17 protein-coding genes are annotated in these 24,237 nt (G+C 72.8%); 5 read left to right on the top strand and 12 right to left on the bottom strand.

The genetic code is table 11. The features are described 5' to 3' along the window. Positions 1-67: 67 nt before the first annotated feature. On the bottom strand, positions 68-340 hold the full coding sequence (locus AB0883_RS26380) for a GlsB/YeaQ/YmgE family stress response membrane protein (protein WP_121398573.1): 273 nt from the start codon (positions 338-340) through the stop codon (positions 68-70). Positions 341-701: 361 nt separating this feature from the next. Next, on the bottom strand, positions 702-1,313 hold the full coding sequence (locus AB0883_RS26375; protein WP_366644021.1) for a TetR/AcrR family transcriptional regulator: 612 nt from the start codon (positions 1,311-1,313) through the stop codon (positions 702-704). 91 nt (positions 1,314-1,404) lie between these two features. Here AB0883_RS26375 and AB0883_RS26370 point away from each other — a divergent pair, with 91 nt between their 5' ends. Continuing rightward, on the top strand, positions 1,405-2,451 hold the full coding sequence (locus tag AB0883_RS26370) for an aldo/keto reductase (protein WP_366644020.1): 1,047 nt from the start codon (positions 1,405-1,407) through the stop codon (positions 2,449-2,451). 193 nt (positions 2,452-2,644) lie between these two features. Here AB0883_RS26370 and AB0883_RS26365 read toward each other — a convergent pair whose 3' ends face one another. Then, positions 2,645-3,907, bottom strand: coding sequence for an FAD-dependent oxidoreductase (locus tag AB0883_RS26365; RefSeq protein WP_366644019.1), 1,263 nt, complete (start codon positions 3,905-3,907; stop codon positions 2,645-2,647). Between the two features lie 134 nt (positions 3,908-4,041). Between AB0883_RS26365 and AB0883_RS26360 the strand changes: the two genes are divergently transcribed. Next, complete coding sequence (locus AB0883_RS26360; protein ID WP_366644018.1) at positions 4,042-5,619, top strand: helix-turn-helix domain-containing protein; 1,578 nt, start codon at positions 4,042-4,044, stop codon at positions 5,617-5,619. Between the two features lie 44 nt (positions 5,620-5,663). On the opposite strand, the gene AB0883_RS26355 is transcribed toward AB0883_RS26360, so the two are convergent. Continuing rightward, on the bottom strand, positions 5,664-7,868 hold the full coding sequence (locus AB0883_RS26355; protein ID WP_366644017.1) for an ATP-dependent RecD-like DNA helicase: 2,205 nt from the start codon (positions 7,866-7,868) through the stop codon (positions 5,664-5,666). A gap of 287 nt (positions 7,869-8,155) precedes the next feature. Between AB0883_RS26355 and bla the strand changes: the two genes are divergently transcribed. The 3 genes from bla to AB0883_RS26340 all read left to right on the top strand — a co-directional run bounded on the left by bla (position 8,156) and on the right by AB0883_RS26340 (position 12,543). Beyond that, complete coding sequence (gene bla, locus AB0883_RS26350; RefSeq protein WP_366644016.1) at positions 8,156-9,088, top strand: class A beta-lactamase; 933 nt, start codon at positions 8,156-8,158, stop codon at positions 9,086-9,088. A 144-nt stretch (positions 9,089-9,232) separates the two neighbouring features. Next, positions 9,233-9,694, top strand: coding sequence for a hypothetical protein (locus AB0883_RS26345; protein ID WP_366644015.1), 462 nt, complete (start codon positions 9,233-9,235; stop codon positions 9,692-9,694). Next, positions 9,691-12,543 carry a M48 family metalloprotease gene (locus AB0883_RS26340; RefSeq protein ID WP_366644014.1) on the top strand — a complete coding sequence of 951 codons (2,853 nt, stop codon included), beginning with the start codon at positions 9,691-9,693 and terminating at the stop codon, positions 12,541-12,543. The genes AB0883_RS26345 and AB0883_RS26340 overlap by 4 nt, the downstream gene beginning before the upstream one ends. 31 nt (positions 12,544-12,574) lie before the next feature. Here the strand turns inward: AB0883_RS26340 and AB0883_RS26335 are convergent, their stop codons facing one another. The 8 genes from AB0883_RS26335 to AB0883_RS26300 form a co-directional block, all read right to left on the bottom strand. Next, positions 12,575-14,923, bottom strand: coding sequence for an AbfB domain-containing protein (locus AB0883_RS26335; RefSeq protein WP_366644013.1), 2,349 nt, complete (start codon positions 14,921-14,923; stop codon positions 12,575-12,577). Between the two features lie 143 nt (positions 14,924-15,066). Beyond that, positions 15,067-18,522 carry a discoidin domain-containing protein gene (locus tag AB0883_RS26330; RefSeq protein ID WP_366644012.1) on the bottom strand — a complete coding sequence of 1,152 codons (3,456 nt, stop codon included), beginning with the start codon at positions 18,520-18,522 and terminating at the stop codon, positions 15,067-15,069. Between the two features lie 285 nt (positions 18,523-18,807). Then, on the bottom strand, positions 18,808-19,863 hold the full coding sequence (locus tag AB0883_RS26325; RefSeq protein ID WP_366644011.1) for an alcohol dehydrogenase catalytic domain-containing protein: 1,056 nt from the start codon (positions 19,861-19,863) through the stop codon (positions 18,808-18,810). Then, a complete protein-coding gene (locus tag AB0883_RS26320; RefSeq protein WP_366644010.1) occupies positions 19,850-20,551 on the bottom strand; it encodes a GntR family transcriptional regulator in 702 nt (233 codons plus the stop codon). Before AB0883_RS26320 ends, AB0883_RS26325 begins: the two co-directional genes overlap by 14 nt. A gap of 8 nt (positions 20,552-20,559) precedes the next feature. Further along, positions 20,560-21,471, bottom strand: a complete 912-nt coding sequence (locus AB0883_RS26315) for a 2-deoxy-5-keto-D-gluconate 6-phosphate aldolase domain-containing protein (protein WP_366644009.1) — start codon at positions 21,469-21,471, stop codon at positions 20,560-20,562. Next, the gene (locus tag AB0883_RS26310) at positions 21,468-22,469 is read right to left on the bottom strand and encodes an alcohol dehydrogenase catalytic domain-containing protein (protein ID WP_366644008.1); all 1,002 of its coding nucleotides are present in this window, start codon (positions 22,467-22,469) and stop codon (positions 21,468-21,470) included. The genes AB0883_RS26315 and AB0883_RS26310 overlap by 4 nt, the downstream gene beginning before the upstream one ends. Beyond that, positions 22,466-23,287: a carbohydrate ABC transporter permease gene (locus AB0883_RS26305; RefSeq protein ID WP_366644007.1), complete on the bottom strand. Its 822-nt coding sequence runs from the start codon at positions 23,285-23,287 to the stop codon at positions 22,466-22,468. Before AB0883_RS26305 ends, AB0883_RS26310 begins: the two co-directional genes overlap by 4 nt. Continuing rightward, a complete protein-coding gene (locus AB0883_RS26300; protein WP_366644006.1) occupies positions 23,284-24,237 on the bottom strand; it encodes a sugar ABC transporter permease in 954 nt (317 codons plus the stop codon). The genes AB0883_RS26305 and AB0883_RS26300 overlap by 4 nt, the downstream gene beginning before the upstream one ends.

Genomic DNA, 24,237 nt, shown 5'->3' with positions numbered 1-24,237 from the left:
GGCAGCACGGCGGACAGAACGGCGCCGGCCCGCCGCGAGGGTGGGCCGGCGCCGTCGGACGTGCAGGTCAGCGGATGCGTCGGCGACCGTAGGCGCCGGCGGCGATGGCGACACCGATCGCGGCGAAGACGACCTGGAGGGCCAGCTCGATCCAGTCGATCCCCCTGGTGTCGTCCACGCCCAGGGCCCCGGCGACGAGGGTGCCGAGGATTGCCGCCACCACACCGATGAGCAGCGTGAGCCAGATCGGGATGTTCTGCTTGCCCGGCACGACCAGGCGGCCCAACGCCCCGATGATCAGGCCGATGATGATGGCGGTGAAGAAACCGGTGACTTCCACGTGGAGCCGTCCTTCCGGAGAGTTGTCGTCGAGCTGCGTGTTGCCCCCGCCGGAAGGGCGGCGAAACCACTCCCGGTTACTTCCACAGCTTCTTCATACAACTGTCATGGAGCTGGGTACGAAACGTCATCGGTGTCACCGGACGGCTCGCAGCCGAGCTGGCCTGGCCGGGAACCGCGCCGACCGCGCGCCGCAGTGCGGAGGGGGGCCGCCGTCCGCCGGAGCCGCGGTACCGGGCCGGCTGCGGAGCGTAGGCGGATGTCTCGTCGCGCCGGGCGTAGCTCAGGCGAAGGCGGCCTCTTCCCGTTCGTGCCACCTCGGGCCCAGCGATGAGCGCGGCAGGTGAGGATGTGGTGCGTCGTCAGTCGCGACCGTTGGCTGGCGTGTAGACGCCGGCCCGGGCGGCTGCCGCTGCCCCTTCGGCAGCCCGGTCCGCCGCGGCCTCGTCGACGGGATCTCCGCTGACGAGCAGGCGGTAGTAGAGCGGGGCCGAGACGGCGCGGATGACTTCGGCCGCATCCGTGCCCGCCGGCAGCTCCGCCCGCTGCACGGCCTGCTCGACGCAGGGAGCCCACTCGGCGATGCGCACGGCATAGAAGCGATGTAGCGCTTCGGCGGCACGGGGGTCGCAGGTCGCGGCGACGATGACCGCCCGGAACAGCGCGCCCTGGCGCGGATCGACCAGGGTGCGCTGCACGAGCCGGGCATTGGCGCGCAGGTCCCCGATCAGCGAGCCGGTGTCGGCCCGGGGCGAGGACTGCTCCGCCATGTCCGCCAGCAGGTCGGCGACGAGGCCGGCGACCGTACCCCAGCGGCGGTAGACCGTCGTCTTGCCCACCTCGGCGCGGCGCGCCACATCGGCGAGGTCGAGACGGTCGAAGCCGTGCTCGATGAGCGCGTCAGTGGCGGCTTGGAGCACGGCGGCACGTACCCGGGCGGTCCGTCCTCCGGGCCGGATGGCACCGACGGTCATAACGGGTCTCCAGTTCCCTTAACTGCGGATGGCTGCTATCGTACGCAACATCTTAAAGGAACTGAAGTTCCGTTAATAAAGGGGTGTGATCGTGGAGTACCGACGACTGGGGGCATCCGGCCTCACCGTGCCCGCGCTGAGCTTCGGCGCCGGCACCTTCGGCGGTTCCGGACCGCTCTTCGGTGCCTGGGGCAACACGGACGCGCGCGAGGCCAGGCGCCTCGTGGACATCTGCCTGGACGCCGGGATAACCATGTTCGACACCGCGGACGTGTACTCCGACGGCGCGTCCGAGGAGGTGCTGGGGCAGGCGATCAGAGGCCGACGCGACGCCGTCCTGATCTCCACCAAGAGCGGCCTGCCGACCGGCGACGGACCGAACGACGCGGGGACCTCACGGGCCCGGCTCATCCGATCGGTCGACGCAGCGCTGCGCCGACTCGGCACCGACTACATCGACCTGTTCCAGCTACACGCCTTCGACGCCGCAACGCCCGTCGAAGAGGTCGTGGCGACACTGGACGACCTGGTGCGGGCCGGCAAGATCCGCTACGTCGGCGCATCCAACTTCGCCGGCTGGCAACTCATGAAGTCCCTCTCCGCCGCCGACCGGGACCACCGTTGCCGGTACGTGGCGCACCAGGTCTACTACTCCCTGGTCGGCCGGGACTACGAATGGGAACTGCTGCCCCTGGGCCTCGACCAGGGCGTCGGAGCCGTCGTGTGGAGCCCGCTCGGCTGGGGACGACTCACCGGCAAGATCCGCCGCGACACCCCGCCACCGCCCGCGAGCCGGCTGCACGCCACCGCCGCCTACGGCCCGCCGGTCGACGACGAGCACCTCTTCCGCATCGTGGACGTCCTCGACGAGCTGTCCCGCGAGACCGGCCGGGCAGTGCCGCAGATCGCGGTCAACTGGCTGCTGCGACGACCTACCGTGGCCACCGTCATCATCGGCGCCCGCAACGAGGAGCAGCTGCGGCAGAACATCGAAGCCGTCGGCTGGTCACTCACACCCGAACAGATCGCCCGGCTCGACACCGCCAGCGCCCGCACCGCGCCCTACCCGTACTTCCCTTACCAGCGGCAGGAGGGCTTCGCCAGGCTCAACCCCTCGCCGGTCGCGACCGCCTCCTGATCTTTGCGACCCGCCGACCACCAGGGCTTCCTCGACGGGCGCCGGAAGCCCTGGGCTGCTGGCGCGTCGGCTGTGCTGATCCGGTGGCCGCGTGCGGGAGGCGGGCGGCTCGCCCGTCTCCCGCCCGCGTGCGGCATCCGTCCGGCGCGCAGCGAGGCCCGGCCGGCGGCTCGTCGGTCCCGGGCGGTGCCCGTCAGCGCAGCGGGTCGAAGGGGCGCAGCTCCACAGGCTGCCCACCGCCGGTGATCTGCTCGGCGAGCAGCTCGCCGGTGAGCGGGCCGAGGGTGATGCCCCACATGCCGTGGCCGCCGGCGGCGAAGACGCGCGGTGACCTGGTCCGGCCGATCAGGGGCAGGCCGTCGGGGGTGCAGGGCCGCGAGCCGACCCACTCGTCGGTGCGGGCATCCAGGTCGGCGCCCCGCAGCAGCGGTCGGGCGGCCTCGGCGATGGCCGAGATGCGGCGCCGGTCCAGCGGCGCCTCGGCGCTGCGGAACTCCATCATCCCGGCGACGCGCAGCCGGTCGCCCAGCGGCGTGCAGGCCACGCGCTGCGCGGGGAAGTAGACCGGACCGGCCGGCAGGTGCTCGATCGCGACGCTGAAGCTGTAGCCGCGGCCGGCCTGCACGAGGGTGCGGACGCCGAAGCGCCGGGCCAGCTGGCCGAGCCAGGTGCCGGTCGCCAGCACCACCGCGTCGTAGCGCTCGTCGGCGCCGGCGGAGGTCAGCACCCGGACCCCGGTCGCCTCGTCGCGGACGTCCACGACGTCCACCCCGGTCTCGATCGCTCCGCCCCGCGCGCGGACGGAGTCGGCCAGCGCGTGCACGTACTGCCCCGGGTTGACGTAGCGCTGGTCGTGCAGGCGGATGGCGGCGCCGACCGCGTCCGACAGGGAGGGCTCCACCTCCCGTGCCTCGGCCCCGGTCAGGACGTCGAACTCGATCCCCTGGCCGGCGGAGTGGATGTGCGCCAGCTCGTCGAGCAGGACCGACCGTTCGGCCTCGGTCCGGTACGCGGCGAGGAACGACTTCGCCTCGTGCGTCGGCGCCGCGACCCCACCGGCCGTCAGCGCGTCGAACGCCGCCAGCGCCCGCCGGTTCACCGGGATGAGGGCCCGCATCGCGCTCTGCCACCTCGACGCGGTGCTGTGCCGCGCGAAGCCGGCCAGGAACCGCAGCAGCCGGGCGTCGGCGCGCGGCGGAACGTAGACGGGCGAGGACGGGCTCAGCACGGCGCGCACCCCGTACCGCAGCACCGCCGGCTCCGGCAGGGGAGTGGTGATGCCGGGGGTGAGCCAGCCCGCGTTGCCCCACGACGCGCCCGCCGCGACCCCCGTACGGTCGAGCACGGTGACCCGGACCCCCCGCTCCTGCAGGAACCAGGCGGTGGCCAGCCCGACCATCCCCGCGCCGACGACGGCGACGTGCTGGGGGGCGGGCACTGACTCGGCGGGGGACATGGCGTCTTCTCCTTCGGGCGCGACAGGGATCGCGGCAATCCTGTCCCCGCCGGGCCGGGAGGTCATTGTCCGTTCCGGCCAACGATCGCCCAGGTCATTGGCCCTCGCGCACAAGATCGGGGCACAATCGCGGCATGCTCACCGTGGCTGGCGTGGTGGACGCGGCCGGCGCCGCGTTGCTCAAGGTCGTCGTCGCCGCCGACGAGGCGGAGGTACGCGACGTGACCCTCGCCGAACCCGACGACGCCACGACCGGCCAGAGCGGCGACCTCGTCCTCGGCGCGGGTGTCGCGACCCCGGAACAGGCCATCGCCGTCGTCGCCCGCTGCCAGGAGACCGGGGCGGCCGGCCTGGTGCTCAAGCCCCCACTGGCCGCGCACCCCGACGTGACGTCGGCCGCCGCCGAACGGCGCCTGACCCTGGTCGAGCTTCAACGCCACGGCTCCTGGGCCCAGCTCGTCTGGCTGCTCCGCGGGATGATCGACCGGGCCGTCGCGCCCGGCTCGCCGGAGACCGGGGAGCCCGGCGTGTACGACGAGCTGTTCGCCCTCGCCGACGCGACCGCCGCCGTGGTCGACGCGCCGGTGACGATCGAGGATGCCCGGTCCCGGGTGCTCGCCTACTCCTCGCGCCAGGACCGCACCGACCCGGCGCGCGTGTCGACGATCGTCGGCCGCCGCGCCCCCGGCAACGTGATCGCCCATTTCCGTTCCCGGGGCGTCTTCCGCAAGCTCGCGACGGGCAGCGAGCTGATCTTCGTACCGCAGGGCCCGGACGGGACGCTGCCCCGTCTCGTCATCCCGATCCGCGCCGGAGGCGAGCTGCTCGGCTCGATCTGGGCCGTCGTCGAGGGCCCGGTGCCGCAGGGGCGGCTGCGCGATCTCCAGGGCACCGCGTCCGTGCTGGCCCTGCACCTGCTCCGCCTGCGCGTGCAGGCCGACGTCGCGCGCCGGGTGTCGGCCGACCGCCTGCGGGCAGTCCTGCGGGCCCCCGGGAGGATGGGCCGGGAGGAACTGGCCCTCCCCGAGGGGCCGTGGCGGGTCGTCGCCCTCGGCGCGCACGGCGGGACGGGGGAGATGGTCGACAACCTCGCCCTGTGGGAGTCGATCACCCGACGGCACGGCTGGCGCCAGCCGCTGCTCGCGGACGTCGGGGACGTCCTGTTCGCCGTCCTGGTCGACGAGGGCGCCTCGCCCGGGTCCCGGCGATGGATGGAGAAGCTGATCCACGACGTCGCCGCGCAGGACCCCGGGCTGTACGCCGCGTCCGGCGGTGTCGCCCGGGACCTGACGGACCTGCCGCGCTCCCGCGCCGAGGCGGCGGAGCTGCTCGCGTTGCGCGGTCCGACCGGGCAGCGGGGCCCGGTGCTGCGGTTCGAGGACCACTGGGCGGAAGTCGTCGTGCACCGGGTGGTCGGCGCCGTGCCGACCGCCGACCTGCTGGTGGGCGGCCCCCTGCCCGATCTCGTGGCCCACGACCGGGAGCACGGCACCGACTACGTCGCCACGGTCGCCGCCTGGCTCGACCAGCAGGGCGACCCGCAGCGGGCCGCCCGGCAGCTGCACGTGCATCCCAACACGCTCCGGTACCGGTTGCGTCGCCTCACCGAGGTCGTCCCCGTGGATCTCGACTCGCCGCGCACGCGGCTGGCGTTGCAGATCCAGCTCGCGGCGCTGCGCCCCGCGCCGACCGCGCCCCGTCCCGTGGCGTAGGGGACACGCGGTTCCGTACCGGCGGTGCGGAGGCGGCGAGGCGCTCAGGCGAGGCGGTGGTCGAGGGCGGTGTGGCGGCGCCCGGCGCCGACGGTACGGACGGCGGCGGCGAGGGCGCGGCGGGAACCGACCAGGACGACGAGCTTCTTGGCGCGGGTGACGGCGGTGTAGAGCAGGTTGCGTTGCAGCATCATCCAGGCGCTGGTGGTCAGCGGGATGACGACCGCCGGGTACTCGGAGCCCTGCGAGCGGTGGATGGTCATGGCGTACGCGTGGGCGAGTTCGTCGAGTTCGTCGAAGTCGTAGTCGATGCTCTCGTCCTCGTCGGTGCGTACCGTCAGGGTCTGCTCGTCGGTGCTCAGCGCCGTGACGATGCCGACGGTGCCGTTGAAGACGCCGGCCTGGCCCTTGTCGTAGTTGTTGCGGATCTGGGTGACCTTGTCGCCGACGCGGAACACCCGTCCACCCAGGCGGCGCTCGGGTTGGCCCTCGCGGGCCGGGGTGAGCCGCTGCTGGAGCAGCGTGTTCAGGGCCGCCGCGCCGGCGGGTCCGCGGTGCATGGGGGTGAGGACCTGGACGTCGCGGCGCGGGTCGAGGCCGAAGCGGGCGGGGATCCGGGTGCAGGCGACGTCGACGGTCAGGGCGGCGGTGGCGTCGGTGTCGTCGCAGGCGAACAGGAAGAAGTCGCTGAGGCCCTGGAGCAGGGGCGGCTTGCCGGCGTTGATGCGGTGGGCGTTGGTGACGACGCCGGACTCCGCGGCCTGGCGGAACACCTGCGTCAGCCGGACCCGGGGGATGGCCGGGGCGGCGAGCAGGTCCCGCAGGACCTCGCCGGCGCCGACGGAGGGGAGCTGGTCGACGTCGCCGACGAGCAGCAGGTGTGCGCCGGGCGGGACGGCCTTGACGAGCTTGTTGGCCAGGATGAGGTCGAGCATGGACGCCTCGTCGACCACGAGGAGGTCGACGTCGAGGGGGTTGTCGCGGTCGTGGCTGGCCTCCCCGCCGGGGCGCAGCTGCAACAGCCGGTGCACGGTGGCCGCCGGATGCCCGGTCAGCTCCGACAGCCGCTTCGCGGCGCGGCCCGTCGGCGCGACGAGGGTGACCTTGGCCTTCTTCGCGGCGGCGAGTTCGACGATCGAGCGTACGGTGAAGCTCTTGCCGCAGCCGGGCCCGCCGGTCAGCACGGCGACCCTGGAGGTGAGGGCGAGGCGGACCGCCTGTTCCTGCTCGGGGGCCAGCTCGGTGCCGGTGCGGGCCTTCAGCCAGGCCAGCGCCCTGCCCCAGTCGACGCCGGTGAAGTGGGGCAGCCGGTCGGCGCGGTCGCGCAGCAGCCGCAGCAGGGATCCGGCGAGGGACTGCTCGGCGCGGTGGAACGGCACCAGGTACACCGCCGCCGTCGGCTCGCCGTCCGGCCCGGGCAGCGTCTCGCGGACCACCCCCTCCTCGCCGACGAGCGCGTCCAGGCAGGTGGCGACGAGGTCGGCGGGCACGTTGAGGATCTTGGTGGCGTCGGCGACCAACTGCCCGTCGGGCAGATAGCAGTGCCCGTTGTCGGTGGCCTCGGACAGGGTGTACTGCAGGCCGGCCTTGACCCGCTGGGGGCTGTCGTGCGGGATCCCGACGGCCTGCGCGATGGTGTCGGCCGTCTTGAAGCCGATGCCCCACACGTCGGCCGCCAGCCGGTACGGCTCGTTCCTGACGACCGTGATGGAGGCGTCGCCGTACTGCTTGAAGATCCGTACGGCCAGGGAGGTCGACACGCCGACGCCCTGGAGGAACACCATCACCTCCTTGATGGCCTTCTGCTCCTCCCACGCCGCGGTGATCTTCGCGGTGCGCTTCGGCCCCAGGCCGGGCACCTCGACCAGCCGGGCGGGCTCCTCCTCGATCACGCGGAGGGTGTCGAGGCCGAAGTGGGCGACGATCCGCTCGGCGAACACCGGACCGATGCCCTTGACCAGCCCGGAACCGAGGTAACGGCGGATGCCCTGGATCGTGGCCGGCAGGACGGTGGTGTACGAGTGCACCTCGAACTGCCGGCCGTACTGCGGGTGCGACGACCACCGACCGGTCAGGCGCAGGCTTTCCCCCGGCTGGGCTCCCAGCAGCGCACCGACCACCGTGAGCAGGTCGCTGCCGCGGTCGGTGGCCACCCGGGCGACGGTGTAGCCGGTCTCCTCGTTCACGTACGTCAACCGCTCGAGCACCGCGTCCAACACGGCCGACGGCGGGCGGGTGGGGGCAGTCACCCGACTATCCTGCCTCCTGCCGACGCGGGGATGCCGCCGGCCCAGCCACGCGCCACGGCAGGCGGCCCATCCGCCGCGGGGACGGATCGTCGATCCCTGCCGTGGACGCAACCGCGGGCGGTGGGCGGCGCGTTGACTCATCGGGCGGCCGGGTCGCGAAGCGCTCCGGGCTGGTTCAGGCAGCGCCCGTCGACGTCGCGTCGCCGCCGGGGGTGCCCGGCGGCGCCGCCGGCGGTCGCCGGACCCGACCCCGCCCATCCTCGTGACCCGACAACGGAGGGAAGACCATGCCTTCGACGCAGCCGACCGTCACCCGTCGCGCTCTGCTGGGGGCGGTGGCGGCGTTGCCGCTGGCCGGCTGCGCGGACGACAGGACGCCGTCCGCCGCCACCTCCTCGGCTGTCCCCGCTTCCCCCTCCGCCGCCGAGACGGGTGGTCACCACGATCGCCTGGCGGAGCTGGAGCGCAAGTTCGACGCGCGCCTGGGCGTGTACGCCCTGGCCACCGGCACCGGCGACACCATCGTCCACCGCGCGGACGAGCGCTTCGCGTTCTGTTCCACGTTCAAAGGGCTGGCAGCCGCGGCGGTCCTGCACCGCCACCCGCTGTCCCACCTGGACACTGTCGTCAGGTACACCCCCGACGACCTCATGAAGAGCTCCGTCATCACGAGGCGGCACGTGGCCTCGGGGATGACGATCCGCCAACTGTGCGACGCCGCGGTGCGCCACAGCGACGGTACGGCCGGCAACCTCCTGCTCCGCGATCTGGGTGGGCCGGCCCAACTGACGGCGTACGCCCGTAGCCTCGGCGACGCGGTCACCCGGATGGACCGGACGGAGCCGGCGATCACGACCGCCATCCCGGGAGACCTCCGCGACACGTCTTCTCCGCGAGCACTCGGCACCACCTACCAGCGGATCGTGCTGGGCGACGCCCTGCCGCCCGAGAAGCGCGCCGTCCTCCGCGACCTGCTGGAACGCAACGCCACCCGCGCCGGCACCCAACGCGTCCGCGCCGGCGTGCCCCGGGGCTGGACCGTGGCCGACAAGACCGGGACCGGCGACTACGGCACCGTCAACGACATCGCCGTCGTGTGGCCCCCGACGTCCGCGCCCCTCGTCATCGCGATCCTGTCGAGCAAGGCCACCAGGGACGCGGAATACCAGCAGGCCCTCATCGCCGAAGCCGCCGCGTACGTGGCAGCCACTCTCGCCTAGGGGCGTACGTCATGAGGGGACTCGCCCGGGACGTTCACGTGGCGCAGCGCGCCGGTCTCGAACCCCGTGACGGGCGACAGATCCTGGTGCCGGAAACCTTACTGTCGGGTCTCCGGGCTGGCGCCGTAGCGGCACGATGGCATCGTGACCGAGCCCCAGAACGTCGCCGCCGATCTGGTCGTGGGCGCTGCCCACGCGGCGGTGCGTCGCATCGCCCCCGAGGAACTCCCGGTCTTCGACGAGGTGGCCGCCGGCTGGCGGCGGCAGCTGTCGAAGGGACGCGTCAGCTGGTCCGTCCCGCAGGATGGGGTCGGGTTCGGCCTCGACGTCACCCTGCTTACCGAGCTGGTGCTCCAGGTGGTGGCCGCCGCCGTGGGCGAGGTGCTGGTCATCGGTGCCACCACCGTCCAAGCCGGCCTGCTGCGTCGTCGCCGCCGGGAGCTGCCCGCCCCGCCCGACGCCCGACCGGGGCTGGACCCGGAACAGGCACGCCGCCTGCGGGAGGCGTGCCACCGGCACGCCGTGGCGCTGGGCCTGGACGCCGGTCGGGCCGAACTGCTCGCCGACGCCGCGGTCGGCGCGATGGTCGATCCGCCGGACGCATGACCGGGCCCGGTGCCGACGGGACCCACCACGACGGCGGTACGGCTGCGGACGGCACGACCGGCGGCGATCGTGGCGACGCCGGCCCCGGCGTCGGCCCGCCCCTGCCTCCGGACCGGCTCGGCTGGCTCTACGCACTCGTGCTGGCGGCCCTGATCAGCGTCGGGATCAGCGCGGGTGGCCTCTACTTCCTCGCCGACCGCTCGCTCTCCCGGCCCTGGGCGACCGCCGTCGACGTGTGCACCCGGGCCCATCCCGTGGCGGCGGCGGAGCAGTCGGCCGCCCGCGACCGCTGCCTGGCCGGGCAGTTCGGCCGGCGTGGAGTGGCCATGCTCGCCGGGGCGGGGATCGCGCTGGGCGCGGCGGCGGCGCTCGTCCTGGTCCTGCCGCTGGCCGACCGGCGTCGGCTTCGTCGCCGGCTCGCCGTGCCGGGCGCGCAGGAACGCTTCGTCGATCTCTGCGACCGCAACGGGTTGGTCGGGCGACGCCGACCGAGGTTGGTCGTCGCCGCCCCGCCCGTACGGCAGGCGTACACCACCGGTGGTGTGGTCGGCCGGCCGACGGTGGTGCTCCCGGCGGCCGTCGCGGTGGCCCACGCCGACCCGGCGCGGTTCGACCCCGTGGTGGCGCACGAACTCGCGCACGTCCTCGCCCGGGACGTGGCCTGGGCGTCGGCCGTTCGTGCCCTGATCTGGTTGCCGGTGCCGGCGGTGCTCGCCGCCGGCCTGCTCGAGGTGGCCTTCTTCGGGCCGAACGCCACCTACCTGACGGCACTCGGCCGGGCGACGGTCGTCGCGGTGCTGACCGCGCTGCTGGCGGCCGAGCTGCTGCGGCGGCGCGAGCGGGAAGCCGACCGGTACGCCGCCGATGCCGGCCACGCCGAGCGCCTGGCCGCGCTGCTGCGCGCCGGGATCGTTCGCCCCACGCGACGGCGTCGGCTGCTCGCCCGGCATCCGGATCCGGCGACCCGGGCTGCGGCGCTCGGCCGACCGGCGGATCCGCCGGGCGGCCTGACCCACGGGCTGGCGGTCGGCGCGGTCGCGATGCTGGCGACGGGCGCCGCCGACGCCCTCGCGCGCGACCTCTTCCTGACCGCGCAGGCGGCCGTCGGCCCGCCAGTCGCGGTCTGTGTCGGCGCCGTCCTGCTGAGTCTCGGACTGCTGCCCGCGCTGGTCCGCCGGGCCGCCGCCGGGGCGGGCGGCTGGTGGCGACCCGTTCTCGGCACGGCCATCGGCTTCGCGGTGACGGCGTTCATCGCCACCGCACTGCCGGTTCCGGGAAGCTCGGGCGTCTCTGCCCGACCGGACGTCTCCGTCGCGCTGCTCGTCGCCGCGCTCGCGGGGCCACTCGCCGCGTCGGTGGCCGGGCTCTGCGTGCTGCTGGCGCGACTGGTGGTCGCCCGCCGGCCCGGGTCGGTCGGCTGGCGTTCGGCCACGTACCTGGTGGCGGCGCCCGCCGGTGTCGCGGTCCTCTGGCCGTTGCCGGCGGTGGCGTCCGTGGCGGGCGACGGCCACGCGGCCCGCAGCTGGCTGGTCTTCGCGCTGCCCCGCAGCGGTTGGCCGCTGCTCGCGCTGCTGGTACCGGTGCTGGTCGGCCTGCTGCTGCGCGGGGCCGGGGAGGGGCACCGACGCCCGCCGCGCCGGTGGGACCGGGGGGTCGTGGCGGCGGTCCTGACCGCCGTGCTGGTCGGTGCGGGAGCCGCCGTGTGGCGGACCGAGCTGTTCCCGCCGGGCACCCTGGCCGAGGCGGGCCGGCAGGCCCAACAGCGCTGGCTGCTCTGTGCGCTCTCCGGCTGGGCGGTCCTGGTGGTGCTCGCGGTCGGCCGTCGTGCCGGTGTCGGCCGGGCGCTGACCGCGGGCTGGGCGGCCGGCGTGGCGGCGGCGCTGCTGCAGTACGCACACGCCCTGCTGACCGGACGGGCGGACGGGCTGGACACCGCCGAGGCGCACCTGCTGGCCCCGCTGGCCTGGCTGGGCTACCTCGTCGCGTTCACCCTGCCGTTCCTGGTGTCCCGGCCCGCCCTTCCCGGACCGACCCGGTCCGCTCCGGGCGGCGCCCGGGGGCCCGTCGCGACGGTGGGGGTGCTGACGGCCCTGCTCGCGGTGGCGGTACTCGGTCCGGGGATCCCCGGGGCGTACGCCCCGCTTCCGGTGGCGGAGCCGGCCGGGCTCCCCGCGCCGGCGACCGCTCCCATCGTCCCGCCGGTGCCCGACGCCACCCCGGGGCCCACGCGGTCCGCTCCGGGACGAGCGGACCCCGGTCGGCCGCTCACCCACGCGGAGGCCCGCCGGGCGGCCGGCGCGGTCGGGGCGGTGCTGCCCCGGGGCTGGCGGGTTCCACCCGCCCGGGCTGAGGGCGGCGGCTCCCGGATAGACCCGTCGGCCTGCCGGCCCCTGGCCGAGGACTCCTACCTGGACCGGCTCGGCGGAGTCGAGCGGGTCCGGAAACGGGCCCGCTTCGCCACGGTGCCCGGCCTGACCGCCACCGCGTCGGCCGAACTGGTGATCGAGATCAGGTCCCACGCCGAACCGGTGCCCGCCTCGGTGCTCGCCGAGGCGGAGTCGGCGCGCCGGGCCTGCCCCCGCTTCACCGCCCGGGGCACGGGCGGCTCGGCGGTGCGGTTCGCGGTCGACGCGCAGCCGCCACCCGCGCTCGGCGAGCAGTCCTGGCGGGTGGACTACCGGCTCAGCGCGGGCAGCGGGCGGACCCGGATCACCGGGCGGTCGGCCTTCGTGATCGTCCGGGCGGGACACAACCTGGTGACCGTCTACGCCAGCGCCGTCTCGCAGCCCCTGGACGAGCGGCTGCTTGACGCGGCGGTCGAGGCCGCGGTGGCGGGACTGGGCGGCTGACCGACCGGTGCGGCCGGCTCGCGTCCGGTCCTCACGGCGCCCAGGGCGCGGCGACGTTCCAGGTGCTGTCCGCGCTCCAGAGGGTGGGCGTGTCGTACGCCGCGCCGCCGGCGCCGTCGCTGAGCCACACCTCGGAGTTGAAGTGGCGCAGGAACGAGCCCCGGAAGTTGTACGACTCCAGCGAGACCCCGCTGCCGGTCAGCCCGGTGCGGGCGCACCAGGTGGCGTCGGCGCGCATCAGCGCCGAGCCGTCGTTCGGCGAGTTGCGGACCCGGGACGCGGCGTGCCGGAGGTACTGCCCCGGGAAGTTGACCGACTCGAAGGAGTAGCAGCTCGCGTCGGCCAGCCCCGCCCGGATCGTGTAGGTGGCGTCGTTCTTGAGCAGCGCGGTGCTGCCCGCGTCGACGACCGCGGTGTAGGCGAGGCTGTCCTGGTGCCGCAGGTACCTTCCCGTGTGTCCGGGCGTGGTCACCTGCAACGACCGGCGCGTGTTCAACGGCAGTGCGACCGGCTGGTTGTCGCCGAGCGACCTGGACGCGTCGATGAGCGCCTGGTTTGCCGCCCGGACCCGGGACTCGACCATCTTGACGATGCGGCGGTCGTAGGTGAGGAAGCCGTTCAACTCGCCTTCGAGGTCGGTGATCTCGGTGTACACCGAGGCGCTGAGGCCCTTGCCGAGCATCAGGTTCCGGGTGCCCTGCACCAGCCCGACGTACCGGTCGGTGAGGGCGGTGGAGTTCGGCTGCCACTCGTAGGCGAAGAAGCTGCCGCTGGGGCTGTACTCGTGCCCCGGCGTCCGCAGACCCAGGCCGCCGAACTCACCGAGCACGGCGATCCGGGAGGCCGACGGGCTCGGCGACGCGGGGCCGAGGTAGACGTGCCAGTCGTCGACGTCACCGTTGCCCGGGTCGCCCAGCGACTGGCAGCAGTTGTGGCCGCTGTGCACGTTCACCAGGCGGGTGGGGTCCTGGTTCTTCACGTTCTGCCCGACCCGCCGGGTGTCGGCGAGCGCGCGCTCGCCCCAACCCTCGTTGTAGACCGTGTACGCGACCACCGCCGGGCTGCTGCGGTGCTCGTCGACGACCTCCCGCGTCTCGGCCTCGAACTGCGCCTGCTGGGCGTCGTCGGCGTTGACGTCCTGCGCGGTCAGGGACGGGACGTCCTGCCACACCAACAGGCCGAGGCGGTCGGCGTGGTAGAACCACCGCTGCGGTTCGACCTTGATGTGCTTACGGACCATGTTGAACCCGAGGTCCTTGTGTTTCTGCAGGTCGAAGGCGAGTGCCGCGTCGGTGGGGGCGGTGTAGAGCCCGTCCGGCCAGTACCCCTGGTCGAGGGTGCCCGTCTGGAACACGAACTGACCGTTGAGCTTCGGGCGCAGCACCCCGCCGACCATCCCGGTGGTGATCTCCCGCATCCCGAAGTAGTGCGTCGTCCGGTCCGTCCGGGCGCCGCCCGGGTCGCGCAGCGTCACCCGTAGGCCGTAGAGGAACGGATCGTCCGGGGACCACCAGCGGGCGTTCGGCACCGGCACGCTGAAGTCGGTGAAGCCACCGGTGGCCGAGCCGACCACCGTGGTCCCGTTCAGCGCCTCGGCCAGCACACTGTGCCCGGCGACGTTCCCCCGGGTGGACACCCGCACCCGCAGACTGCTGCTGGACAGGTTCGGGTACACGTCGACGCTACTGATCGACGCGACCGGCACCGGCTCCAACCAGACGGTCTGCCAGATGCCGGAGTTGGGGGTGTAGAAGATCCCACCCGGACTCTTGGTCTGCTTGCCGATCGGCGGCAGGCTGCCGTCCTGACGGCTGTCCGTCGGATCCCACACCTTCACCACGATCTCGATCGAGCCGCCGTGGAGATGCGGCGTGACGTCGAACGTGAAGGCGTCGTAGCCCCCGGTGTGCCCGCCGACCTGAGCGCCGTTGACCCACACGGTGGCCTGCCAGTCGACCGCCCCGAAGTGCAGCAGCGTCCGGCGGCCGGACCAGTCGGCCGGCACGGTGAAGGTGCGCCGGTAGAACAGGTAGTGGCGGTTGTCGTTCGCGGCGCGCTGCACGCCGGACAGGGCGCTCTCCACCGGGAACGGCACGTTCACCCGCTCGGGGAGGTTCGTGCCGAACTGCGGGGCGTCGTTGGTGGCGGACTGGCGGAGCTGCCACTCGCCGTTGAGGTTGAGCCAGTCGGGCCGGGTCATCTGCGGTCGCGGGTACTCCGGCAGGGGCGTGCCGGTGAGGGCCTGGCTGGTCCAGGGCGTGGTCAGTGTGGGCGTCTTCGCGGGTACCGCCCGGGCCGGGGACACCGGCGTGAGAAGGGCGGCCAGCAGGGTGAGGGCGGCCGTGAGCGGCAGGGTGCGGATGCGGGCGCGACGTGTCATGCCGTCTCCGATGTGGACGGGTCGGCGGGCGCGGGGACGCGGCCGTGCGACAGGGACGGGGGATCTCCGGGATCGGGCGTACGGCGGTGGTGACGGTCGGGGCAGGACGACCCGCGCGGGCCGTCCTGCCCCGGGTGGCGCGGTCAGCTCAGGGGTTCGACCCAGATGTTGCGGTAGTGGACGTTGAGGCCGGGGTCGCCGTGGTCCTGCAACCGGATCGGCCCCACGGAGGGTCCCTCCGGGGCGCCGTTGCCCGTGGGCCCGTTGATCACCGCGTTGTCGTGGACGGTGACGCCGTTCCACACGACCGTGACCCGGGCGTTCTCCGTCTTGACCCCGGCGCTGTCGAAGCGGGCCGCCCGGAAGGTGACGTCGTAGGTCTGCCACGTCTCCGGCGCGCCGGCCGCGTTGACCGACGGCGCGATCTTTCCGTAGATGGCGCCGCCCTCGTCGTTGGCCGGGGTGGTGTCGCCGAAGGAGTCCAGGACCTGGAGTTCGTAGCGGTCCTGTAGGTAGATCCCGCTGTTGGCGCGGGCCTGGCCGGTGACGTCCGGCGGAAGGTTGGGCAGCCAGAACTCGACGTGCAGCCGGAAGTCACCGAAGGCGCGCCTGCTGCGGATGTCGCCGCCGAGGACCTCCACCCCGCCCTTGGCCAGCGGCCACGTCGCCGGTGTGCCGTTGGTGTACTCGAAGTTGTCGAGGTGGGACCCGTCGAGGAGCGTGACCCGGCCGGTGTCGCCGCCGGGGCCGTGGGCCTCGAACTCGTAGATGCGTGCGGCGTTGTCCGAGGTGTTGGTGGCCTTGGTGACGTTCAGTCGGACGTATCTGGCCTGGGTGGGGGAGATGTCGTGGGTGGTGGTGTTCGCCGTGTTGGCGGTGACGGTCGCCGCTGTCGTCCAGGAGGTGCCGGTGGTGCTGGTCTGGATGGTGAAGTCGCGGGTGTTCCAGGCGGTGTTCTCGCCGCCGGCGCCGGCGTGCCGTACGACGAAGCGGCTCACGCTCCGGGTGGTGCCGAGGTCGACCTGGAGCCACTTGTTGGTGCCCGTCGAACACCACTTGTCGCTGTTCCCACCGGACACGCTGCCGTTCACGGCCCTGGCCGGGCCCTCGGTGGCCGAACAGGAACTGTCGGCCGTCGCCGCCCTGCCCAGCGCGAGGTTCTCGGTGGCGGCCTGCCCACCGTAGGCCTCGAACTCGTAGATGCGTGCGGCGTTGTCCGAGGTGTTGGTGGCCTTGGTGACGTTCAGTCGGACGTATCTGGCCTGGGTGGGGGAGATGTCGTGGGTGGTGGTGTTCGCCGTGTTGGCGGTGACGGTCGCCGCTGTCGTCCAGGAGGTGCCGGTGGTGCTGGTCTGGATGGTGAAGTCGCGGGTGTTCCAGGCGGTGTTCTCGCCGCCGGCGCCGGCGTGCCGTACGACGAAGCGGCTCACGCTCTGGGTGGTGCCGAGGTCGACCTGGAGCCACTTGTTGGTGCCCGTCGAACACCACTTGTCGAGGTTGCCGCTGGTGACCGTTCCGTTGACGGCCCTGGCCGGGCCCTCGACGGCGGAGCAGGAGCTGTCGGCGGTCGCCGCTCTGCCGAGCGCCAGGTTCACGGGCGGCTGCTGCCCGGGGATGGCGTTGAGCGTGTACCACACCTCGGTGCTCCAGAGCGACTGACCGTTGCTGGCCGCGAACGGCCGGGGCGACCGGACGTGCACCACCCGACCGGCCTTGAGGCCGTTGATCACCAGCGTGACCGTCTTTCCGTCCTGCGACAGCGTGGCCGACGAGACCGACAGGGTCTCCTCGTCGACCTTCGGCCCGCCGTACGCGGCCGTCGCCACGTAACGCCACTGCTTGACCCGGTACTTGGAGGCCAGCGCCGCGGCGGTCGTCGCCGACAGCGGCTGGGTGTATTCGATCTCGAAGCCGTTGGGCAGCGCCCGCATCGCCCGCATGTCGAAGTTGTTGCTGCCGTTCGGGGCGATCTTCTGCAGGCCGTAGCTGAGCTTGCCGTCCTGCCCCCAGTTGCCGCCACCGTGCAGGCCGCCGGTGTAGATGGCGCCGTCGGGTCCGACACTGACCTCGGACACCCCCGCCTCCAGGCCCTGGGTCAGTCTGAACAGCGCCCCCTGGTACTCGCCGTTGACCTTCTCCAGGAAGGCGCGCTGGAGCCCGCCGTAGGTCACGTCGCCGATGAGCATCTGCCCGGCGAAGGTGCCCTGGGTCAACATGACCGGGGTGCTCGGCGAGTTGCCGATCTCGTTCTGCGGCATCCAGAGGACCGGCTGGACCACCGGGTTGTTGTCGAACGGCCCGGGCGGGTTCATGTAGTGGTTGAAGAAGCGGCCCTGCTTGACGTGCACGAGCTTCGACGACGGCAGCCAGCCACCCTGGTTGTCGGTGACGAAGATGTCGCCCTCGGGGCCCCAGCCGATGCCGTGCGGGGTGCGCAGGCCGCCGGCCACGTAGTCGACCGCGCCGGTGCTGCGGTTCACCCTGATGGTCGTGCCCCGGTTCGGGGCCGGTTGCGGGTCGGTGGTGGCCCCGCCGTAGTTGATGGACACCGAGAGGTTCAGGTAGAAGTACCCGTCCCGGTACAGCAGGCCGAACCCGAACTCGTGGAAGTTGTTGCCGAACGGCCAGGTGGCCACGGTGCGGTACTGGTCGGTCACGCCGTCGCCGTTGGTGTCGTTGAGTTCGGTGAGCTTCGCCTTCTCGGCGACGTAGATCTTCCCGTCGACGATCTTGATCCCCATCGGCTCCTGGAGCCCGGTCGCCACCCGCTGCCGGGTCACCTGGCCGGCACTGGTGCTGCCGGTGACGTTGCCCAGGATCCACACCTCGCCCACGCTGGTCAGGGAGCCACCCCAGGTGGACACGGCCAGCCGGCCGTCGGGGAACCAGTCGAACCCGGTGACCTGCGGCTGGAAACCACTCGGACGCAGGTCGGTCAGGGTGTAGTTCGGGTGCACCGACGTGAGCGGCAGCCCGTCGCCGGGGGAGTCGCCACTGGCCTCGCATTCCTTGCGGCCGGGTGCGGTCACCCGCACGACGCCGGCGTCGGTGCTCAGCGCCGAGTTCGGGACGTCCACGAACGTGCCGGAGCCCGGCGTCTGCCACTGCAACGTGAGCTGCTGGCCGCCCGTACGCTCGAAGTGCTCGATGCGCAGGGAGTGGTATCCGGCGGTCAGGTCGACCGCGCCGTCCTTCGGTTCCGGGCCGTGCACACCGTCGTGGTCGACGATCACCGTGTCGTCGATCAGCAGGCGCGAGCCGTCGTCGCTGATGAGTCGGAAGGTGTAGCGCCCGGCCTGGGTGATGTTGACGTTGCCGAGGGCGTGCACCAGGAAGTGGTCCTCGATGCCGAAGTCCACCGCGCTCGTCCAGTTGACCGTCGGCATGAGCTTGTCGACGTTCGGGGTCTGGCCGGCCTTCAGGGTGCAGAGGTTGTTCAGCGGCACCTGCAGGTCGAAGACGCGCAGGGTGACGCCGGGTTCCTGCGGGGGCGGAGCGGCAGCCGCGCTCGGCGGGGACAGCCACAGGCCGGCGACCGCCATGACGGCGGTGACGGCGCTCGCGATGGGCACGCGTGCTCGTCGGGACGATCCGAGCATTCTTCTCCTCCAGGGGAGCGGGACAACGACGTACGTCGTCGCGCGGCGCTCGGGCTCAGCGGCGGGCCCGGACATCGAACGGACATCGTTGTCATGTCCTGATGGTTGGCCTGGCACGCCGCTGCCTGGTGAGGCAACACTAGGATTCTTAAATCTAAATGTCTAGATGTTTGTGCGAGATCGTCTGAACTTTCGTCCGGACGGGCAAAAGTCGTCGACGCCGTGCGGCGCCACCGTGGACCGGCCACGGTGACGCCGGATGGGGGGAACCCGGCGGTCCCCGGGCTACCGGAGGGCGGCGTCGACGCCGTGCGGGGCGACGAAGACCTTGTCGGCCTGTCCGACGGCCTGGGCCTCGAGCGCCTGCGAGACCTCATCCAGCCCGAAGAACGCCGGCCGCAGCCGGTCCAGGCCGAGCGTCGGCAGCATGCCCACCGCGCGGTGATGGGTGTACGGGTTGATGACCGCCCCCACGATGGTCAGCTCGCGCGCGAAGACCTCGTTGGGGCGCACCCGGGCCTCCTCGTCCGGCCGGGCGACACCGAAGACCAGGATCCGGCCGCCGCGGCTGGCCATGCCGATCGCGGACTCCAGCAGGCGCGCCGAGCCGACGGCGTCGACGACGTACGGGAAGCCGAGGCCGTCGGTCAGGGCCCGCGCCGCCGCCCCGCTGGCCGGGTCGGTCGGGTCGAGGGCGGCGTCGGCTCCCATGCGCAGCGCGAGGTCGCGGCGGTCCGGGCGGGGATCCATGACGACGACGGGGGCGAGCCCGCGGGAACGGGCCAGCGCCACCATCATCGCGCCCGCCGGGCCGGCGCCGTAGACGAGCACGGGCAGGCCGGAGCGGGGCGCGAGCTGGTCCATGCCGTGGATACAGCACGCGAGCGGCTCGGTGAGAGCGCCGATCCACGGTGGCGTGTCCGGGGGCAGCCGGTAGGCGATCCGTGCCGGCACCACCATGCGCTCGGCCATCCCGCCGTCGAGCCGTACGCCGTAGCCCCGCTTGGCGTCGCAGAGATGCTCCTGCCCCAGCCGGCAGTACGCGCAGGCGGTGCAGTAGTCGTGGGGCTCGACGGTCACGAGGTCGCCGTGCGCGAGCCGGTCGACCCCGGGGCCGACCTCCCGCACCCGTCCGCAGACCTCGTGACCCAGCACGACCGGGGCCGCCGCGGGGAAGCTGCCGCCGACGATGTGACTGTCCGTGCCGCAGACCCCGACGGCCAGGGGCTCGATGGCCACCTCGCCGGGGCCCGGGGCGCGCTCGGGCAGGTGCTCGACGCGTACGTCGCCCGGACCGTGGCACCGGACGGCGGTGATCGTACGGGTTTCAGTAAGCGGCACGAAGCAGCTCCTTGAGTCGGCGGATGTGCGCCCGGGCGGCCTCACCCGCGGCGTCGGGATCACCCGAACAGAGCGCCTCGAAGATGGCCTGGTGGTCGGCGACGGCCTGGGCCATGCCTCCGGTGATGCTGGTCGAGCGCATCGCGATCAGGACCCGACTCTGGACACCGTCGAGCATCCGGGTCAGCACCGGACTCTGCGCGGCCTGCCGGATCTCCCGGTGGAACGCGGCGTCGAGTTCGATGTGGCGGGCGAAGTCGCCGTCCGCCGCGACCTGCCGGTGCTCGGTGAGCAGAGCGAGCAGGCGGCGGCGCAGCGCCGGGCTGTACCGCTGCGCCGCCAGCCGCGCCACCGCCCATTCCAGAGCCTCGCGGGCCTCGTAGAGACTGACCAGCTCCTCGCCCTCGATGCGGGCGACGACCGCGCCGCGGTTGAGGGTCTCGCGCGCCAGCTCGTCCTGCACCAGGCGGATCACCGCGTCACGCACGGGGCTGCGGCTCACCCGGAACTCCTCGGCCAGCGCCGGGACGCTCAGCCGGGTGCCGGGTCGCAGCTCGCCCGAGATGATCCGGTCTCGCAGCGTCCGGTAGAGCAGCTCGCCGACCCGCTCACCGGTCTGGGGATCCGCTTCCTGCGCGGGCACCGGCAGCGTCGCGGCGGGGGGCCGGGGCATGGAGGGTGGCGTCACTGGTGTCCTCACTCGTGTGGCTCGGGCCCGACCGGCACCGCGGCGAGGAACGCGGCGGCGAACCCGCGGTAGTTCGCGGCGACCGCCGCCACCGCCTGAGGGCGGGCCAGGTCCCCGGCGAGCAGCCCGCGCAGCGCGTCCCACCAGATGCTACGCCCGATAGCGAAGCCGGTGAATCCGGCGGCGGCGGCGTCGGCGAGCCAGCCTTCGACCTGGGTCGCCGGCGCGTTGGCGCCGAGCAGGATGCACTCGCCGCCGGCCTCGGCCGCGATCCGGGCCGCGGTGCGGTAGTGCTCCTGCCGGTCGAGGTGCTCCAGCTTCCAGACGTCCACCGGCACCTCGTCGAGCAGTTCGGTCATCGCGCGGTGCACCAGCGCGGGACGCAGTTCCCGCTCGAACCGTCCCGGGTCGCCGCCGACGGCGTCCAGCTGCGCGGGCGTGGGCGGCACGAGCAGCTCGAACAGGAAACGGCCACCGGCGTCGCGGACCGCCGCGGAGACCTCGGCCAGCCGGGCGCGCTGGACCCGGTTGCCGTCGACGTCGCCTTCGACGTTGTAGCGGACCAGGACCTTGGGCAGCTCGGGCTGGTGGTGCTCCAGGTGGGACTTGAGGTCGGCCGGTTCGGTCTCGTAGATCTCGCAACCGCCGCGTTCCAGCGGCATGCTCACGGTCACGCCGTTGGCGTGCGCCCGCTCGGCCACGCCGGGGCCCAGCGTCGCGTCGACGAGGATGCCGGCGTGCGCGGCGAGCCTCGGCTCGTCGGCGAGCGCCGCGAGGAGCCCCTCCACCACCATGTGCTTGCCGTCGGTGATCGCCGCGCGCTGGCTGCGCGTGGCGGTGCCGGTGTGGCGGTAGAGCGCCTGGGTGAGCCAGGGACGCTGGTCGACCGCGAGGATGAGCAGGTGCTGCGGCTGGTTCATGGGGCGTCCTCCGACACGATGCAGGGCTTGAAGTAGTCGCCGGCGACGAAGCGGGCGAAGGCGTCGGGCAGTTCGGCGAGGGTCACCGGCACCGTCAGCCGGTCCCGCAGCGCGGCGCCGTGGCCGCGCAGCAGGTCCCAGTTCGCCTCGACCTCGCTGGTGGGGAAGTAGAAGGAACGCACCGTGTAGCAGTCGGTGCGCCGCCAACGGGGCGTCGCCGGCATCGTGTAGGGCTCGTCGGACTCGCCGAGGGCGATCACCGCGCCGCCGGGCGCGACCACCCGTTGCGCGGTCTCCCGGGCCGCCGCCGCGCCGCTGACCTCCACCACGAGGTCGTACTGGTTCTCGACCGCCAGGTCGCCCGCGGCCCGGGCGCCCAGCTCGACGGCGGTGGACAGCCGACCCTCGTGCGGGTCGAAGGCGTCGACCCCGCCGACGCCGAAGGCGCCCGCCACGGCGATGACGCCGAGGCCCAACGGGCCGGCGCCGATCACCAGCGCCCGGTCGACGCCGTCGGGTTGGGTGCGCTGCCACAGGCGCAGGGCGTGCGCGGCGGTGCCGACGGTGTCCAGGCCCAGCACCGCCGTGTCGAGCGGCACGTCGTCGGGCACCGGCAGCAGGCAGCGGGCCGGCACGTCGACGTGCTCGGCGAACCCGCCGTCGCGCTGCCAGCCGATCAGCTCCCGCAGGTGCAGGCACTGGTTGGTGCGGCCGGCGGCGCAGCGCCGGCACGTACCGCAGAAGACCGGGATGTAGACGATGCCGCGGGTCCCGACGGGCACGGCGACGTCCGCGCCGGCGTCGACCACGGTGCCGGCGATCTCGTGTCCCGGCACCACGGGCGATCCCGACCGCAGCAGCCGCTTGTCCGAGCCGCAGAGGGCGCAGACGTCGACGCGGACACGTACCTGCCCGTCGGCGACCGGGCCGAGCGTGGCCCGCTCGAAGTCGATCCGTCCGTCGCCGAGGAAGCGGGCACGGACACTGGTGGTCGTCACTTGACGGCACCTCCGGTGATTCCACGCACCAGCCACCGCTGCGCGAAGATCGTCAGCAGGAGGGCCGGCGCTGAGATGAGCGTGCTGGCGGCCATCAGACCGCCGAAGTCGTTCGATCCCTGGCCGATGAAGTTGAAGGCGATGACCGTCAGCGGCAGCGTCCGGTCGTTGGCGAGGGCCAGGGCGAACAGGAAGTAGTTCCAGGAGAAGACGAAGCTGAGCGTGAGGGCCACCGAGACGCCGGGCAGGGCGAGCGGCAGCACCACCATGCGGAACCGCTGCCACGTGGAGGCTCCGTCGATCAGCGTGGACTCCTCGATGCTGATCGGGATCTCCTCGAAGAACGGGATCAGCAGCCAGATGCACAGCGGCAGGGTGACGATCAGGTGCGCCATGATGAGCAGGGCGTAGTTCAGCCCGGTGTTCGACGGGGCGTCGATGCGGATGGAGAGCACGAACAGCGGAAGGACGAACAGCACGCCGGGTGCCATCCGGGCGAGCAGGGTGACGAAGCCCAGCGTGTTCAGCTGCCGCCGGACGATCACGTACGCGGCCGGGGCGCCCAGCACCAGGCCGAGCAGGGTGGAGCCGCCGGCGACGATGAAGCTGTTGGCGATGTAGCGGCCGAACTCGAACCGCTCGAACAGGTTGGTGAAGTTCTCCAGTGTCAGCGGCGAGGCCACGTCGAACAGGGAACCGGTGATGTCGACGTTGCGCCGCAGCGACGACCAGAGCATGAACAGCACCGGGCCGAAGAAGACCACGGCGAACAGGACGTACGCGGTGTAGACGCCGACCAGCCGCTTGCCCGCGCTCATTTCGCGGCCCTCCTTCGGACCAGGGTGAAGACGGCGGCGATCAGGACGACGAGCACCAGCAGGGCGATCTGCAGGGTGGCGGCGTAGCTGGGCGCCTGGTTGATGAACGCCTCGTTGTAGCCGTACACGTTCAGGGTGTTCGTCGAGTCGACCGGCCCGCCCTGGGTCATGATGTAGATGGTGTCGAAGAACCGGACCAGGTCGACGGTGCGCAGCAGCATCGCGACGATGAGCACCGGCCGCAGCAGGGGCAGACCGATGTTCCACGCCGTACGCCAGCCGCTGGCCCCGTCGATGGCCGCCGCCTCGAACGGCTCCTCCGGCAGCGACCGGATGCCGGCGGAGATGATCAGCGCCATGAACGGCGTCCACTGCCAGATGTCCACGAGCGCGATCGACCAGGGCGCGACCGACGGGTCGCCGAGCCAGACCACGGGATCGATGCCGATGACGGCCAGCAGTTCGTTGGCCACCCCCAGCGACGGATCCATGATCAGCAGCCAGAGCAGGCCGACCGCCACCGAGGCGGTGATCGCCGGGATGAGCATCATGCCCTGGAAGACGCGCCGGCCCGGCACGTCGAGGCTCATCACGTAGCCGAGCGCGAGTCCCAGCACGGTCTCCACGGCGAGGCACACCACGAAGAGGAAGAGCGTCACCTTCAGGGAGTTGTAGAACGCCGGGTCGGCGAACATCCGGGCGTAGTTGTCGAAACCGAGGAAGCCCGCGTTCGTGCCGTCGGACTGCCGGTCGGTCACCGACAACCAGACGGTGTACGCGATCGGCAGCAGGACCAGCAGGGCGGTGACCACCGCGGCCGGCACCACGAAGGGCCAGATGCCCCGGGCCGTCGGATGCACCGTCCTTCTCGGCCGGCGCCCCGCCCCCCGCCCCGCCGTGGTGGCGGGGCGGGGGCCGGTCGGGCGTTTCGTCATCGTGTCGGTGCTCAT

Source organism: Micromonospora sp. NPDC047812 (assembly GCF_040704175.1).
Classification (GTDB): Bacteria; Actinomycetota; Actinomycetes; order Mycobacteriales; family Micromonosporaceae; genus Micromonospora.
This window is presented reverse-complemented; position numbering and strand designations above follow the sequence as displayed.

Bases quoted from the DNA above. Each gene is read 5' to 3' on its own strand.
- AB0883_RS26375 (WP_366644021.1), bottom strand. From the start codon at position 1,313: ATGACCGTCGGTGCCATCCGGCCCGGAGGACGGACCGCCCGGGTACGT.
- AB0883_RS26365 (WP_366644019.1), bottom strand. From the start codon at position 3,907: ATGTCCCCCGCCGAGTCAGTGCCCGCCCCCCAGCACGTCGCCGTCGTC.
- AB0883_RS26360 (WP_366644018.1), top strand. From the start codon at position 4,042: ATGCTCACCGTGGCTGGCGTGGTGGACGCGGCCGGCGCCGCGTTGCTC.
- bla (WP_366644016.1), top strand. From the start codon at position 8,156: ATGCCTTCGACGCAGCCGACCGTCACCCGTCGCGCTCTGCTGGGGGCG.
- AB0883_RS26340 (WP_366644014.1), top strand. From the start codon at position 9,691: ATGACCGGGCCCGGTGCCGACGGGACCCACCACGACGGCGGTACGGCT.
- AB0883_RS26335 (WP_366644013.1), bottom strand. From the start codon at position 14,923: ATGACACGTCGCGCCCGCATCCGCACCCTGCCGCTCACGGCCGCCCTC.
- AB0883_RS26330 (WP_366644012.1), bottom strand. From the start codon at position 18,522: ATGCTCGGATCGTCCCGACGAGCACGCGTGCCCATCGCGAGCGCCGTC.
- AB0883_RS26315 (WP_366644009.1), bottom strand. From the start codon at position 21,471: ATGAACCAGCCGCAGCACCTGCTCATCCTCGCGGTCGACCAGCGTCCC.
- AB0883_RS26305 (WP_366644007.1), bottom strand. From the start codon at position 23,287: ATGAGCGCGGGCAAGCGGCTGGTCGGCGTCTACACCGCGTACGTCCTG.
- AB0883_RS26300 (WP_366644006.1), bottom strand. From the start codon at position 24,237: ATGAGCACCGACACGATGACGAAACGCCCGACCGGCCCCCGCCCCGCC.